At 63.3% G+C, this 15,068-nt stretch carries 18 protein-coding genes; 1 reads left to right on the top strand and 17 read right to left on the bottom strand.

Going from position 1 to position 15,068, the window contains the following annotated elements; translation table 11 throughout:
• Positions 1–305: 305 nt before the first annotated feature.
• Positions 306–905, bottom strand: a complete 600-nt coding sequence (locus FWD29_02445) for a hypothetical protein (protein ID MCL2802806.1) — start codon at positions 903–905, stop codon at positions 306–308.
• A 570-nt stretch (positions 906–1,475) separates the two neighbouring features.
• Here FWD29_02445 and FWD29_02440 point away from each other — a divergent pair.
• Positions 1,476–1,904, top strand: a complete 429-nt coding sequence (locus FWD29_02440) for a hypothetical protein (GenBank protein MCL2802805.1) — start codon at positions 1,476–1,478, stop codon at positions 1,902–1,904.
• Here the strand turns inward: FWD29_02440 and pyk are convergent.
• From pyk to FWD29_02360, 16 genes are all read right to left on the bottom strand, one after another.
• Entirely contained in the window at positions 1,901–3,331 is a 1,431-nt protein-coding gene (gene pyk / locus FWD29_02435; protein MCL2802804.1) for a pyruvate kinase, read from the bottom strand. The genes FWD29_02440 and pyk overlap by 4 nt on opposite strands.
• A 134-nt stretch (positions 3,332–3,465) precedes the next feature.
• Positions 3,466–3,894, bottom strand: a complete 429-nt coding sequence (locus FWD29_02430) for a type II toxin-antitoxin system VapC family toxin (protein ID MCL2802803.1) — start codon at positions 3,892–3,894, stop codon at positions 3,466–3,468.
• Between the two features lie 5 nt (positions 3,895–3,899).
• Entirely contained in the window at positions 3,900–4,142 is a 243-nt protein-coding gene (locus FWD29_02425) for a hypothetical protein (GenBank protein ID MCL2802802.1), read from the bottom strand.
• A 100-nt stretch (positions 4,143–4,242) separates the two neighbouring features.
• Positions 4,243–5,154, bottom strand: a complete 912-nt coding sequence (gene lgt / locus FWD29_02420) for a prolipoprotein diacylglyceryl transferase (GenBank protein MCL2802801.1) — start codon at positions 5,152–5,154, stop codon at positions 4,243–4,245.
• 52 nt (positions 5,155–5,206) lie between these two features.
• Entirely contained in the window at positions 5,207–6,022 is an 816-nt protein-coding gene (trpA, locus tag FWD29_02415) for a tryptophan synthase subunit alpha (GenBank protein MCL2802800.1), read from the bottom strand.
• Positions 6,019–7,191: a tryptophan synthase subunit beta gene (gene trpB, locus FWD29_02410; GenBank protein ID MCL2802799.1), complete on the bottom strand. Its 1,173-nt coding sequence runs from the start codon at positions 7,189–7,191 to the stop codon at positions 6,019–6,021. The genes trpA and trpB overlap by 4 nt, the downstream gene beginning before the upstream one ends.
• On the bottom strand, positions 7,188–8,000 hold the full coding sequence (trpC, locus tag FWD29_02405) for an indole-3-glycerol phosphate synthase TrpC (protein MCL2802798.1): 813 nt from the start codon (positions 7,998–8,000) through the stop codon (positions 7,188–7,190). Before trpC ends, trpB begins: the two co-directional genes overlap by 4 nt.
• A 138-nt stretch (positions 8,001–8,138) precedes the next feature.
• Positions 8,139–8,525 carry a DUF4190 domain-containing protein gene (locus FWD29_02400; protein MCL2802797.1) on the bottom strand — a complete coding sequence of 129 codons (387 nt, stop codon included), beginning with the start codon at positions 8,523–8,525 and terminating at the stop codon, positions 8,139–8,141.
• Between the two features lie 3 nt (positions 8,526–8,528).
• Positions 8,529–9,032: a DUF4190 domain-containing protein gene (locus tag FWD29_02395; GenBank protein MCL2802796.1), complete on the bottom strand. Its 504-nt coding sequence runs from the start codon at positions 9,030–9,032 to the stop codon at positions 8,529–8,531.
• Between the two features lie 76 nt (positions 9,033–9,108).
• A complete protein-coding gene (hisI, locus tag FWD29_02390) occupies positions 9,109–9,432 on the bottom strand; it encodes a phosphoribosyl-AMP cyclohydrolase (protein ID MCL2802795.1) in 324 nt (107 codons plus the stop codon).
• A 63-nt stretch (positions 9,433–9,495) separates the two neighbouring features.
• The gene (gene hisF, locus FWD29_02385; GenBank protein MCL2802794.1) at positions 9,496–10,266 is read right to left on the bottom strand and encodes an imidazole glycerol phosphate synthase subunit HisF; all 771 of its coding nucleotides are present in this window, start codon (positions 10,264–10,266) and stop codon (positions 9,496–9,498) included.
• Positions 10,267–11,703 (bottom strand): proteasome accessory factor PafA2 family protein, encoded by a 1,437-nt coding sequence (locus FWD29_02380; protein ID MCL2802793.1) that lies wholly within the window; start codon positions 11,701–11,703, stop codon positions 10,267–10,269.
• Positions 11,679–12,350 (bottom strand): proteasome subunit alpha, encoded by a 672-nt coding sequence (gene prcA / locus FWD29_02375; protein MCL2802792.1) that lies wholly within the window; start codon positions 12,348–12,350, stop codon positions 11,679–11,681. The genes FWD29_02380 and prcA overlap by 25 nt, the downstream gene beginning before the upstream one ends.
• Positions 12,347–13,138: a proteasome subunit beta gene (prcB, locus tag FWD29_02370; GenBank protein MCL2802791.1), complete on the bottom strand. Its 792-nt coding sequence runs from the start codon at positions 13,136–13,138 to the stop codon at positions 12,347–12,349. Before prcB ends, prcA begins: the two co-directional genes overlap by 4 nt.
• Positions 13,135–13,338 (bottom strand): ubiquitin-like protein Pup, encoded by a 204-nt coding sequence (locus FWD29_02365; protein ID MCL2802790.1) that lies wholly within the window; start codon positions 13,336–13,338, stop codon positions 13,135–13,137. The genes prcB and FWD29_02365 overlap by 4 nt, the downstream gene beginning before the upstream one ends.
• Before the next feature lie 190 nt (positions 13,339–13,528).
• The gene (locus FWD29_02360; GenBank protein MCL2802789.1) at positions 13,529–15,067 is read right to left on the bottom strand and encodes a proteasome accessory factor PafA2; all 1,539 of its coding nucleotides are present in this window, start codon (positions 15,065–15,067) and stop codon (positions 13,529–13,531) included.
• Between the last annotated feature and the right edge of the window lies 1 nt (position 15,068).

Raw genomic sequence — 15,068 nt, 5'->3', positions numbered from 1 at the left:
GACGTGGCGGGGATGGTTCCCGGTGTCTGAGCCCAGTGTTGGTTTCCGGTGTCCAGAGACACTAGTTGCCTATGTCCTGAGACATGGGTTTCCTATGTCCTGAACCACAACACCACCCAGGGCACAATGAGGCAGGCCGAGTCAAACCAAGCATGCTTGGTTTTGTGAGGCCAACGAAATTGTTGACGAGGCGCGCAGCGCCGAGGAGCACCATGATTGAGGCGAGGGTCAGGACGCTTGCGTCCTTGAGCCGCTTGAAGCCTGCCGACCAGGCCATTTGGGCCGAGTGGCCCTGGGCGGTCAGGCTAGCTGGCCTGCTCCAGGGCTTTGCGCGTGGCCACTCTGAGCTCGTGAGCCTGCCAGCCTTCGCGGGAAAGTTGCTTGGCCTGATCGCCGTCAAAGACCGGCGACATGTCGCGGCCACCGGGCAACCAGAGCCAGGCTGGCTCCAGCACCACCGGCGGTCCGTTGGGGTCATCACCCTCGCGCATGCCAAGGTCAAGCAGCGCTGCGTGCCGATACTTGAAACCAACCTTGGTCGCGTTCAACTGGGCCAGCTCCGCGGCCAGGTCGTCCACGCCGTGGGTCTTGAGTTCGATAACCAGCAAGTTGGCGGCCGGACCGGTTAGACCGCGGTGATGGATCGAAATGTCGACCGGCCGCGCCGCCGGATCCGGAGCATCCGGCCGGGTACCGGGCTTGTAGCCGTGGCCAATCCGGTTGTACTCGACGTCAACGTCCCAGGACCGTTCATACTCCGTGCGCAGTCGCCAGGCCAGCTGGGTGGCAATCACCCGTTGTGAGGCCGGAACTGGCAGGCGAACCGACTGGAGCAATGAGTATTCGTCCAGGATGAGGGTAATTAGGGCTGTGCGCAATCGCGCTTCAACATCCAGGTATGACATGCCCAGACTCTACAACACCCATTCGCACTTCCGCGAAACCAGGTGGGTCTGCCGACTGAATTTGTATCGAAACTCCTTGACCAGCTGCTTTAGTAGGTGGCTCCTCCGGGGCGCGACAGATTGAGCAGGTCTCGCGGTGGGCCTGGGCCAAAATACGGCTGGGGCCAATGGGCAGCAGCTCCGAATGGCTCTACCAGGCGCGGATAGCATCGCCGCTTTTGCACCGGTGGCGCGGCCGACCACCACAAGCCAAGGGCGTGATAGCTTGGCTGGATCGCGCTTCCTGACTGATAGCCGCGTCGGCACCGGGGACCAAACCTAAATCGTGACCGTGGCCAGGTGCGAATCACCGTGATCGGAGCAACAATGACCAGCCCATCCGACCCAGCGTCAGGTTCAGTCCCTGCCCAGGCCGGTGACCCCTCCCGTCTTGCCGCACCGCCCGGCCCGGTGACCTGGCCTCAAGACCAGCCTGCTGTTGGCTATGGCCCGCCGCCAGGGCCGGCATCGGCCTGGTATTGGTCTGGGGCACCCATGCCTCCGCCGGTTCCACCCAAACGAGCCGGGCGTATGAGCTTGACGGCCCTGATCGGTGCCGTTGCCCTTGGCGTTGCCTGGGCCATTGTCGGCTGGACCATGTTTGGCCTCACCAATTGGCTAGGCCACGACCCGATGAAGGCCACATTCGCCTCGGCCTATGTAGCGGTGGCCCTCATTGTCGCCTCGACGGCCGTGGTGGCCTTGGCGACTGTGGCAGTGGTGAAAGCGCGGCCAAAGGCGAAGGCCATAGTGGCACTGGCTCTGGCCGCGATGCTGCCCCTTATTGCTCTCCCAACCGGGCTGTTTGCAGGCCTGGCGGCTGCGACCAGCCAAGCCAACAGGCTCGGATTGAGCGACCAAGACGTTCTGACGGCGTACGAACGGTCCATGGTCAATAGAGGCTGGTCTCAGGAGACCAGAGACCGCCTGCTGGGGCGGGAAACGACCCGGGGCTTCTAGTCGACAGGTGCGTCCAGGCCGCCAATTTGGTGGACCAGGATCTGGTTTGTCGAACCGGCCGTGCCAACAGGCGCGCCGGAGACGATGACGATCGTTTCGCCCTCGACGGCCAGACCCTGGGCCTTAAGCACGACATCGGCCGCCGCCACCATCTCATCGCTGCTGCTCTGATTGGCCACCTCAAAGGCTTCCACACCCCAAACCAAGGACAGCTGCCGGCGAACTTCTGGGTCAGGGGTCATGGCGATCATTGGCAGAGCCGAGCGTAGCCTCGACAGGCGGCGGGCAGTGTCGCCCGTCTCGGTGAAGGCCACCAGGTATTTGGCCTCCACCCGGTCACCAATGCTGGCGGCATACTGGGTCAAAATGCCCGAGCGAGTGTGCGGCATCACCGTCATTGGGGCCATCCGGGCCTGTCCCCCAGCCTCGGTCACTTCGATGATTCTGGCCATCGTTTGGACGCTTTTGGCGGCGTACGCTCCAATCGAGGTCTCGCTAGACAGCATCAAAGCTGAAGCCCCATCTAGCACCGCGTTGGCGCAGTCCGAGGCCTCGGCTCGAGTGGGCCTTGGGTTGGTTGTCATTGATTCGAGCATCTGGGTCGCCACGATGACTGGTTTGGCAAAGCTGCGGGCCAGGTCGATGGCTCTCTTTTGGACCAGCGGCACGTCTTCGAGTGGTAGTTCGACTCCCAAATCGCCGCGCGCCACCATGACCCCGTCGAATGACTCGATGATCTCTTCGAGGACGTCGACGGCCTGGGGTTTTTCGATCTTGGCTATGACCGGCCGTTGCACCCCGACCATGTCCATGGCTCTGACCACTTCGGCGTGGTCGGCGGCCGAGCGGACATAGGACAGAGCCACCCAGTCCACGCCAAGGTCGAGGGCAAAGCTCAGATCTGCCCGATCCTTAGCTGAGAGAGTTGGCGCCGAAGGAGCGGCTCCGGGCAGATTGATGCCCTTGTGGTCGCCAACTTTGCCCCCAACCCGCACGCTGGTAATCACCTGGGTCTTGTCAATTGATTCGACCCGCAGCACAACATTGCCGTCGTCTATCAGCACCACATCGCCGGGTTTGGTGTCCTTGGGTAGGGCCTGATATGTGGTCGAAGCCCGCTTGGCGTTGCCGACCACGTCCTCAGTTGTAATGGTGAACCTATCACCGGCCGTCAGCTCGACCGGTTGTCCGCCGCCAAAGGCGCCCAGTCGGATCTTGGGCCCCTGCAAATCCGCCAGAATCGCCACCGGCACACCTAACTCCTGGCTGGCTTTCCTGACCCGGTGGTAAACAACCGCGTGTTCGGCCCGGCTGCCATGCGACAGGTTGAACCGGGCCACGTTCATCCCGGCCTGGATCAAGGACCTGATCGAGGCCTGGTCATTGCTGGCCGGTCCAATAGTGCAAACAATCTTGGCTCGCCGCATCTTTCCTCCTGATGGCCCGCTCATAGTTTCGGGGACGCCTGTATCTCACTGTCTCGTGGACCACATCATTCCTCCTTCTCGCCGACCTTGTGCCACGGCTTGCGCAACTTCCGCAACACCAGCGGGACCTCTGGTCAGTCAGCCGATTGGTCACCGGCCGAGGGCCAGTGTGCCGTCTTCACAACCGGCACGCCCAGTTCGCCAGCCAACACCTCTAGCCGCTGGTCAAGAGTACAAAGGTAGGCTCCGGCTTGCCGAGCCAGGGCCGTGTAGACAAGGTCATAGGCCGGGTGCCCCAGCTTTGCGGCATCGACCAGCGCGCTGGCTACCACACCTTCATCGTCGACAAACTTGTCAACAAGACCCTGCGCCGCTCTAAAGGCCGCCGCAGCCCTGACCGGGTCGAGCCCGCCGGCCATTTGGTGTTTCCACACTGCATTCGCAGTTTCGAACGTGTAAAGGCTGGGCGCCAGGACCTCCTGAACGCTACCCAAAACCCGTCCTATTGCTCTACCCTCGGGGCGGTCGAGCGCAACGGCGATACCGGCGCTCGCGTCGAGCACAATCCTCAACGTTCCCGATCCTGGCGAAGCCCTTGCACCACGTCAAGGTCAGCGGTTGATTTGGGCGGATTGTCCCGGATCTGCGCCAGGACCGCCCGGCGTCTGCTCAAGTTGTCATGCTGTGACGACAGCGCCGCTCGCAGCAGCACAATGGTCTGCTGCGACACAGTGCGTTGTTCTTGTTCCGCTCGTTCCAACAGTGCGTTGTGCAGATCGGGTGGAAAGTTCCTGACTTGGAGTAACGGCATGGCACCTCCCTGTATGCAAACAGCTGCTGCCAGCATACACCCTACTCAGGCGTGTTCCCTGCCGTAACCTCGGCCCCTTCCGGGGCCAGCTGCGCAGGCCTTAGGACTCTGGTTCGGCGTCATCGGCGCCAGGCTCGGCAGTGGTAACTGGTTCTGTCTCTGAGTCAGGGTCCTCTTCCTCGGTGTCGCGGAAGTGGTACCTGGACCAGGCGAAAATGGCCAGGCCGGCCAGGCCAATCACGACGGACGTCCAGACGTTCAGTCGCAGGCCCAGCAGATGCGAGGCTGGGTCGACTCGCAGCATTTCTATCCACAGCCGGCCCAGGCAATACAGCGCCATGTACAGACCAAAGACCTGGCCGTGGCGCAGGCGCAAACGCCGGTCCAACCAGATCAGGGTCACAAATACCAACAGGTTCCAAACCAGCTCGTAGGCGAAAGTCGGGTGGAACAAGGTACCGTCCGGCTGGCCGGCTGCCAAGGCCCTGTCGGCCGAGACCCTCAAACCCCACGGCAAAGTGGTTGGGCCACCGAATAGCTCCTGGTTGAACCAGTTACCCAGACGCCCCACCGCCTGACCCAAGACAATGCCCGGCGCCAGGGAATCGGCCAAAATGCCAACTGGGATCTTGTGCCGTTTGGCCGCGATCAGGCCACCCACCGCGCCTAAAGCGATCGAACCCCAGACGCCCAAACCGCCTTCCCAGATCGAAAAGACCTTCATTGGGTCGCCGCCTGGCCCAAAGTAGGCCCCAGGCGAGGACAAAACGTGGTAGATCCTAGCCCCGACAATGCCAAACGGCACCGCCCAGATGGCCACGTCATACATAAGCTCAGGGGGGTAGCCACGCTGACCCAGCCGTTTTGCCCCGACCACGCAGGCCACTACGATCCCGGCTAGCAGGCACATGGCATAGGCCCTAATTGGCAGCGGGCCAAGGTGCCAGACGTTACGCGACGGACTGGGCAACAGGGCCAACCAGGTCGAGCCGTCGCCCGTCGCCAGCCTCATCGCCGCACCGCCTGGGCCAGCTGACCAGCCAAAGCCGCCATTTCCGCCAGCCTCACCGCCGCACCGCCTGGGCCAACTCCCCGGCCAGTGCCGCCATCTGGGCTAGACCGCCCGGCCCGGCCAGCGCATTAACCAGGGCCGAGCCGACTATGACACCGTCAGCAAAGCTGGCCACCTCGGCCGCCTGGGCGGCACTTGACACTCCCACCCCGACGCAAACCCGAGCTGCTCCGGCCGCGCGGGCTCGCCCAACCAGCTGGGCCGCCCGCCGCGACAGCGTCGCCCTGGTTCCGGTCACCCCCATAGTCGAAGTGGCGTAGGTGAAACCTCGGCAGGCCCGCGCTGCTTGGGTCAAGCGTTCATTGTCCGATGCCGGCGCCACCAAGAAGACACGGTCGAGTTGGTGGGCCTTGGCTTGGGCGATCCAATTGGCGGCCTCGTCTGGAACCAAATCCGGGATGATGGTGCCGGCCCCACCGGCTGCGGCCAACTCGGCCGCGAAGCGGTCCAGGCCGCGCCTCAATACCGGGTTGTAGTAGGTCATTACTAGGACCGGAGCTGACTTGGTGGACAACTTCTCAACGGCTTCGAAGCAGTGGTCAACCCGGAAACCGGCTTCCAGCGCCGCCGCCACCGCCTCTTGGATGACTGGCCCGTCCATGACCGGGTCAGAGTAGGGCAGGCCCAATTCGATGATGTCTACGCCCTGGTCGATCAAAGACTCGGCCGCTTCGATCGAAGCGGCTAAGGATGGGAAACCAACTGGCAGGTAGCCAATCAAGGCGGCTCGGCCTTGGCTTAGAGCCTGATCAATGGCTCGTTCGGTTGGGCTGGTCGCCGCGGTCTGAGTTTGGTCCAGCTGGCTCATAGTCCAAACCACCTCGCCGCTGTCTCAACATCTTTGTCACCCCGGCCTGACAGGCAGACCAGCACAACATCCTCCGGCCCATAGCCCCCGGCCAGCTTCAACGCCCCGGCCAGCCCGTGGGCCGACTCGATGGCCGGCATGATGCCCTCGGTGCGGCATAAGGCCTCGAAGGCTGCCATAGCTTCGGCGTCGGTCACGTCGGAGTATTCGGCCCGGCCGGTGTCTTTCAGGAACGAATGCTCTGGCCCAACCCCGGGGTAGTCCAATCCGGCCGAAATCGAATGCGTTGGCAGCGTCTGGCCGTCACTATCCTGCATCAGATATGACAGCGCGCCATGCAAAGTGCCCGGTGTGCCGGCAGACAAAGGCGCGGCGTGGCGGCCCGAGGCCAGCGATTCGCCACCGGCCTCGAAACCGCAAAGGCGAGTTGCGGCATCGGCCAAGAAGGCAGAGAAAGTACCAATCGCATTCGAACCCCCGCCCACACAAGCGGCCACGGCCACCGGCAGCCGGCCGGTCCGCTCAAGCAGCTGGGCGCGAGCTTCGGTGCCAATGACGGATTGGAAGTGGCGCACCAAAGCCGGAAAGGGATGCGGGCCAGCAGCCGTGCCAAAAACGTAGTTGGTTGTTTCGACGTTAGTGACCCAGTCGCGCAGGGCTTCGTTGATGGCGTCTTTGAGCGTGGCCGTGCCAGTTTCGACCGGCACCACCGTGGCACCGAGCAGTTTCATCCGGGCCACGTTCAGCGCCTGGCGCTGGGTGTCAACCGCACCCATGTAGACGGTGCAATCCAGGCCCATCAAAGCTGCCGCGGTGGCGGTGGCAACACCATGTTGGCCGGCGCCGGTTTCGGCAATGATACGTTGTTTGCCCAGGTGTTTGGTCAACAACGCCTGGCCAATGACGTTGTTGATCTTATGCGAGCCGGTGTGGGCCAGATCCTCGCGTTTGAGAAAAATGCGGGCGCCACCGGCCTGGGCGGCGAACCGCGGCACTTCGGTTAGGGCCGTGGGACGGCCAGCGTATTGGCTTAGTAGCTGGTTGCTCTGGTCGGTGAAGGCCGGGTCAAGCTTGGCCTTTTCAAAGGCCTCGGTCAGCTGGTCGAGCGCACCGATAAGGGCTTCGGGCACAAAACGGCCGCCATAGGGGCCGTAGTAAGGCCCCTTCATACCCGGTTGACCCTGGTCGATGGATGGGCGCCCAGGCAGGCCAGCTGGCAAACGGCCTGTTTCGGGTCAGTTGAGGTTGCCAGGTATTCGCCCACCAGCACGGCCCGGGCGCCAGCCCGAGCGTAGGCCACTAGATCGGCCGGCCCGGCCACGCCCGATTCGGCCACCAAGGTGATGCCTTTCGGCACCCGCGGGGCCAGCGATGCGAAAAGGCCCTGATCAACTTTCAAGGTGGTCAAATCGCGGGCGTTGATCCCAACTAGCTTGGCGCCGGCGGCCAAGGCACGGTCCAACTCGTCGCTGTCGTGAATTTCGACCAGAGCGGTCATGCCCAAAGACCCGGTCCGCTCAACTAGCGAAACCAGGGCCGGCTGGCTCAAAGCGGCCACTATCAGCAGCACTAGATCGGCTCCGTGCGCCCGGGCCTCCCAAACCTGATATGAGCTAACAATGAAGTCTTTGCGCAGAACCGGGATGTCCACGGCCCGCCTGACCCGGTCGAGGTCATCGAGGCTGCCCTTGAAGCGGCGTGATTCGGTCAGCACCGAAATAGCGGCCGCGCCGCCCTGCTCGTACCGGCTGGCCAGTCGCCCCGGGTCAGGAATCGAAGCCAAGTCGCCTTTTGACGGGCTGGCCCGCTTGACCTCGGCAATCACCGAAACTGCCGACCTATCGGCCAACGTCGCCAGACATTCACGCACCTCAGGGGCACGCTGGGCTTGTTCCTTGACTGCGTCAAGCGGCAAGCGTCTTTGACGCTCCTCCAAATCCAGCCGCACGCCCTCGACTATGGCATCTAGAACGGACACGGCTGACTCCTCGGGGGCTACATTCGCGCTTGGACAACGCTGTCTGACCTTGTAAAGGCGCGTGCCTTGACCCTACAAGATGCCAGGGGTCCACTGCCAAATCGTCCCGCCCGGCCTGGCCGTGGGGCGCCCTGCCTGCTAGTAGGTGGTGGAGTTGATGACCAGGACGCCGGCGACGAAGAGAATCAATACCAGCACGCCCACGAAAACCGTAATACCAACGTTGATCCAGCCCAGAATCGAACCGGCTTGCGACATGCCGCGGTTGTTGGCTAGACCCTGGTCTGCCGCCTTTTTGCCCATTGAACCCAGGATGATCGCCGCGACCGCCGCCAGCAGCGGCAAAATCACCCACGACCCAATGCCGCAGATCAGCGCGGCCACGCCCAGACCGTTCTTGGACTGGGACATCAGCTGCGCCTGGTTTTGTTGGTAGGGATAGGCGCCATATGGCGCCGGGGGTGGGGCACCGTAGGGGTTTTGCTGATAGCCGGGGTATTCAGGTTGCGTCGGTGTCTGACTCATACATCAAAGATACCCCGCCGCCAGCGACACGAGAGTCGGGCCTTCATACAGTCCACGCTCAACGTTGGCCAGGAAGAAAGCCAGCAGCGCAATAGCCAATAGGTTTAGCCCAACGCCGATATAGCCGCAGATCAGCCCGGCCAAGGCTAAACCTCGATTATCCGCCCGTTGCTTTTTGGCCGCGGCCAGCCCCATGTGGCCGGTAATGACAGCGGCGATCGTGGCCGGAATCAAATAGAAGGGCAAGAGGCCAGCGATGCCGCAAACAAGGGCGGCCACACCCAGGCCGTTATGCGAGCGGTCTGGCGGGGCGAACTGGCCCGGCCAGGCAGTTGGATAGTAGCCGGGACTCATTGGGTAAGGCGCGTAGCCCTGGTAGCCAGGGTAAGCCTGGTAGCCCGGGTAGGCCGATGCCGGCGCGTAGGCCTCGGGATCGGGCGGCGGAGGCGCGGCATCAGTCGCGGCCTCTCCAGCCGGCTCATGGTCGCCTGGCCAGTGCACGGTCATAGACCAAATCTACAGCCACGCCGTCAAGTAGCCAGCCGGGCCTCTCTTCGGCGTGGGTAGGTCGTGAATATAGGTCTTAGCCGGTCAGGGGGTTGGTGTCGAAGCAACTATTGGCGCCGGTGTGGCAGGCCGGCCCAGTCTGTTCGACCGTCACCAAAAGCGCATCGGCGTCGCAGTCAGCCGCCACCGACACCACCTTTTGGATATGGCCTGAGGTCTCCCCTTTGCACCAGTACTCCTGGCGTGAACGGGACCAAAACCAGGTCCGGCCGGTCGTCAAAGTCCTGTTGACAGCCTCAAGATCCATGTACCCCAGCATCAGCACTTCGCCGCTGCCCGCCTGCTGGACAATGGCCGGGATTAGGCCCCGGTCATCAAAACTGAGCCGCTCAGGCCTCATCTAGGACACCCCTTGCCGGACCAGAGGGTCTTGAACCATATCGCCCAAGGGTTCTCCTTGCATCTAACGCACATCCAACTCGGCCGCCCGCAGGCCCTGCTTGACCTGGGCGATTGTCAGGACACCAAAGTGGAAAACGCTGGCCGCCAGGACGGCGTCCGCGCCGGCCTTGGCGGCTTCGACGAAGTGCTCGACTTGGCCGGCACCACCGCTGGCGATCAACGGAACCGAAATGGCCTGACGCACTACCTTTAGCATCTCCAGATCGAAACCGTCGGTTGTGCCGTCGGCGTCCATCGAGTTGAGCAGAACCTCACCCACGCCGAGCTCCTGACCGCGTTTGGCCCAAGCCACGGCATCGAGATCGCAGCCTTGACGCCCGCCGTGGGTAGTGACCTGATAACCCGAATCAGTTTCGACGCCATCGGTACAGCGCCTGGCGTCAACCGACAAAACCAATACCTGCGAACCGAAACGCGCGGCAATCTCACCAATCAGCTCCGGCCTGGTGATGGCGGCAGTGTTGAGCGAGACTTTGTCGGCTCCAGCTCGAAGCAGCCGGTCAACATCCTCAACGGAGCGGATGCCACCACCCACAGTCAGTGGCACAAAAACGTGTTCGGCCGTGCGTTCAACCACTTCAACCATGGTCGCCCGGCCGCTGGCCGAGGCCGAAATGTCCAGGAAGGTCAACTCGTCCGCACCCTCAGAGTCGTAGCGGGCGGCCAGCTCAGCCGGGTCACCGGCATCACGCAGATTTAGGAAATTAACGCCTTTGACCACCCGTCCGGCGTCCACGTCCAGACAGGGAATCACCCTAATGGCCACACTCATCTAATCGGTCCTTTCTGTTGTCTGGGCCTGCTGGGCCATTATGCCGTCAAGGGCCAAGACCTGGCCGGCCCTGGCTTGCAGGCCTAGTTGCTCGACCAAAGCCCAAGCCGGCTCGGCGTCTTGACCATAAGGATCCAACACAGTCACGGCCTGCCCGCCGCCTGGGCCGGCCAGTTTCAGATTGGTCCAGTCAGCGACGTAGTCTTGGCCGGCCGCCCGGGCCGCATCGACAAAAGCGCCACGCACCTGGGCTCTGGTCCCGGCCGGTGGCGCCAGCACGGCGGCGGCCGCTCGCTGGCTCGCCACCACCTGGGTCATACCGCCGGAGGCTTCCAGCCGGCCAGCCAGACCCTCAGTGCCGATGTCGTGGTAGGCCAGGTCGAGCCGCGCCACCCGCGGATCCAACAGTGAGGCGCCTGTCCTTTCCTGGTATCGCCGGATCAACCTGTCTTTGATGACCCAGTCAATTTCACCGGCCACGGCCGTGAAATCGCCTGACTGCCAGCCCTCAAGCACCCGCCGCCAAAGGTCAAGCAGAGCCAAGTCGGCCTCGGAGTCAGCTACCTTTTCCGCCAGCTCGAAATAGGCCTGTTGCAGCTGCGGCGCCGTAACGGTGCCGCCGGCCCGCAAGGCCACGGCCGGTTGATCGAGGTAACCATGGGCAATTTGCCTGAGGGCCTGAACCGGCTGGTCCAACTCCAAGTGGCCAGAGGCCAAACCCTGTTCGATGGCTCGCAGCACCAGATCGGTCGAGCCGACCTTCAGCCAAGTGGTGGCCTGACAGATTGACGAATCTCCGACAATCACGTGCAAGCGTCGCCAGATCGAGCCATCAGCGTGAGGTTCGTCGCGGGTATTGATCATGGGCCTAGCCCGGGTTGTGGCCGAGCTGGTGGCCTCAAAGACATGATCCGAGCGGGCAGACAAGGTCAGCCTGGCCCCAACCGGGTCGACACGCACATGCCCGGCGCCAACCAAGATTTGCCGGCTGACCAGGAAGGGGATCAGCAACTCGGCGCATTGGGCGGCTTTGGCTCTAGGCACGCAATAGTTTTCGTGGCAACCAAAGGAGCTACCAGCCGAATCGGCGTTGTTCTTGATCAAATGGACGCGTCCGGCCTGTCCTGACGCCGCCAAACGAGCCGTGGCCGCTTGGGCCAGTCCAGCCATGATCCGCTGCCCGGCCACATCTTGGGCCACCAGGTCGCTGAGACAGGCGCATTCGGGCGTGGCGAACTCCGGATGCGAACCAACATCTAGATACAGCCTGCCGCCGGATGAGGTGAAAACCGAAGTTGACCGGCCCCATTCGACCACCGGCTGGAACAGTTCGCGGGCGACTTGCTCCGGGCCCAATTCGCCGCCGTCAAGGTTGATACCGTATTCAGTCTCCAGGCCAATAATGCGGCCGGTCACTTCAGCCCGACCGCTCGCCACCAGCTGCCGTCAAGCCTCTCAAAGGCCCGACCGTCGCGCCCGCGGTGTAACAGAGCCGATTCAATTTGCCCCAGCGGCAACTGGCTGCCCAAGACAGCCAAAGCCAGCCGGGCGGCATCGGGCAAGGTCAAATCCGCCCGCCAGCCCTCAGCCACGGTTTGGCGTGCCTCATCGCTGGCGCCACCCAACACGGCCCAAGCATGCTCGTCGCTGACCGAACCGTCGTAGGAAACGTGGAAAACCGCATCCTCGGCCGGCACCGGACCGACCTCGGCCACGGCCAGTTCGACTTCGAACGGTTTGGCTTCGGTGGTGAAGGCCGCCGCCAAGGTCTGGGCGTAGGCTCCGGCCAGCGCCCGTCCAGACACATCTGACCGGTCGTAGGCATAACCGCGCAGGTCAGCGAAGCGAACTCCGGCCACTCTGAGGGTTTCGAACTCGTTGTACTTGCCCACAGCGGCAAAAGCGATTCGGTCGTAGATTTCGCCAATTTTGACCAACGCCCGTGAGGGGTTGTGGCTGGCCAGCAAAACGCCGCCGCTAAACGACAGCACCACCGCGGGCCGGCCGCGGCGCACACCTTTGCGGGCGAAATCGGCCCGGTCCTTGATCAGCTGTTCCGGCGGTACATACATCGGCAAGCTCATGACGCCTCCTGCCTCAAGGCGGCCATGACTGGGGCCAAATCGTCCTGGCCAAGGCGCCGGTAGCCGGCCGCGGTGACGGTGGCCACCACCGGCCAGATTTCGCGGCCAAAGTCCGGACCGGCGGTAGCGGCGTCGTCTTCGGCCGCGTCCATGAGCGACCGGATGGCGGTGCGGATAGCAGCCCGGCTGGTGGCGCGCGGTTTATGCAGTTTCTTCAGCGACCCTTTGGCATAGACAGCGCCGGAGCCCACGGCGGCGAAATCGCGTTCGGCATAGTGGCCGCCTGTTAGGTCATAGGAGAAGATGCGTCCTTCGCTGCGGTCAAAACCGCCCAATAGCGGCACCACGGCCAAGCCTTGCAGGGCCTGAGCAAACCGTCCCCGCAACATTGAACCCAGGCGGTTAGCTTTGCCTTCTAGGGACAGTGCCGTGCCCTCGATTTTTTCGTAGTGCTCCAGTTCAAGTTGATAGAGCCGAACCAATTCCAAGGCCGGCCCGGCAGTGCCGGCCACGCCTATGCCGGTGGTCGAATCGGCCGGGTAGACCTTCTCCATTTCGCGGCTGGCGATGGCATGTCCCACTGTGGCCCGCCTATCGCCGGCCATAACCAGGCCGTCGCGGTAGGTCAGGGCCACAATCGTGGTGGCCGATGGCGTCGCGGGAGTTGCTTGGCTGGCCTGGACCAGCCGGGTCGTGGGCATTAGTTCGGGTGCCTCGGCCGCCAGAAAACCGACAAAGCTGTTCCCAGGGGTCAGGTAGGGGCCACTCAGCCCGCGGGCGGAGCTCATTGGCCGCCCTTTTGCACAAAAGAACGGACAAAAGCCTCGGCGTTGGTTTCAAGGACCTCGTCGATCGAGTCGAGCAGGTCGTCGATGGCCTGGGTGCCGGCTTGAGCCTGGGTTTGGTTGGCACCACTTTCGCCCGGTTCTCCCCCGGCTTGGTCTTCGCCCCGCCGGCGCGAGGAGGCTGAGCCCTTGATCTGTTCCATCATCTGCCTTACTGGGCCACTGGGGACCTATTTGCTGCTTGGCAATTCTAACGGCGAGGCCTACCTGGTTCGCCAGCCCCGGGGCAGTTGGCGAGGCAATGCGCCTCGAAAGCCTGGTTGCAGCTGCCAGCCACTTGGCTGGGCTTAGGGCTCTAGTTCGGATCACTAGTCAGGCAATGGTGGTCGCAACTCAGCCTGGGTCACCAGTCTGCAGGACTTTGACCAGAGCCTCCACCGTCCATCGACCCCCTGGCAGCGCCGCAAGATCCGCCTGGTTGCCGCGCCAAGGATCGGTCAGCTTGAGGCTGGTTAGGCCCCTCTCCCCTGCCAAAGCTAGGCTGTCCCACCCGGCCGCTCGGACGGCATCGGCCAAGCGTCGCAAAGCCTGCCCCTTGACGTAGGCCCGGGTTGTGGTGGGCGGATGGGTCACGGCTTCGACCACTGTGGCCTGGTCAAACATCGACCCAATGCCGGCCTTGGCCTGAAGCAGTCGAGCCAAGCATCGCGTCGGGTCGACATCGGTCCAGCGCAGTTCGGCCGCCGCCAGCTTGGCATGATCCCAAGGTAGGTGAGGCGCTGACCGGGTCCGCAGGCGTTCGAGCAGCTGGTACTTGGCCAGCCACTCGACCTGTTTGGAGGCTTGGGTTAGCTGGCCTTTGGCCAACTGCTCCAGCAACCTGCTCCAGCGGCTGATTAGGTCGGTGGCCTCTGATTGGAGGCTGGCAGCCGGCGCCAGGCTATTGATCTGTTCGAGATAGTGGCCCTGGATTTGAAGGGCGGTGGCCCGCCCGCCGTGGGCCAGTTCGAGCTCCTGCCTCAGCGTCAAATCCCTAGAGACCTGCTGGAAGGCTTCGACTGGATGCCTCAACGCAACCGCCTTGATAAACCCGCCGTCGAGGCCGCCGGCCTCCAGGGCGCCCAAAACCAGGTTCATCAACCCCATGCGGAGGTAGGTGGCTTGGGCTGCCATGGTGGCGTCGCCCACAATTATGTGCAGGCGCCGCCAGCGCGCCGGATCGGCGTGCGGCTCATCCCGAGTGTTGATAATGGGCCGGTTGATGGTGGTTTCTAGGGCCACTTCGGCTTCGACAAAATCGGCCCGCTGGGACAACTGAAAACCGGCCTCTTGGCTGGTTTGGCCCAAGCCAACCCGGCCCGAGCCGGTCAAAACCTGTCTGGTCACTAGGTACGGCGTCAAGGCCGCAACTACCTGGTCAAACGGCACGCGCCGTTCGACCAGGTAGTTCTCATGTGTGCCGTAGCTAGCACCTTTGCCATCGGTGTTGTTTTTGTATAACCCAACCTCCGGGCCACCGCCTGCGGCCAAGGCGGTGGCGGCCAGGTGCATCACAACCTCACCAGCTTGGTCCCACAAAGCGGCCTGCTTGGCGCTGGTGACCTCAGGGGTGGCGTATTCGGGGTGGGCGTGGTCGACGTACAACCTGCCCCCATTTGACAGCAAGGCGGCACCGGCCCCGTCCCGCCGCCGGGCCGCCAGTTTGGGGGCTTCGTCGTTGGTCAGCTGGCTGGGGTGGGCCGCGGCCCGGTCCAGGCGCCAGCCGCGGGCGTCAGCCAGTGGGTCTTCCGATTGGTAGTCCCAGGGCGCCAGGTGGTCGCCTTGGGTGGCCTTATAGGCCGCCACCACCAGGCTCGAGAGCTGAATCGGATTGGCCCGTTGGTGGCCTTCGGCGCCGAGTTGGGCTATGCCGTATTCGGTTTCCAGGCCCATG

This window comes from Micrococcales bacterium (assembly GCA_009784895.1).
In the GTDB taxonomy this organism is placed as follows: domain Bacteria; phylum Actinomycetota; class Actinomycetes; order Actinomycetales; family WQXJ01; genus WQXJ01.
This window is presented reverse-complemented; position numbering and strand designations above follow the sequence as displayed.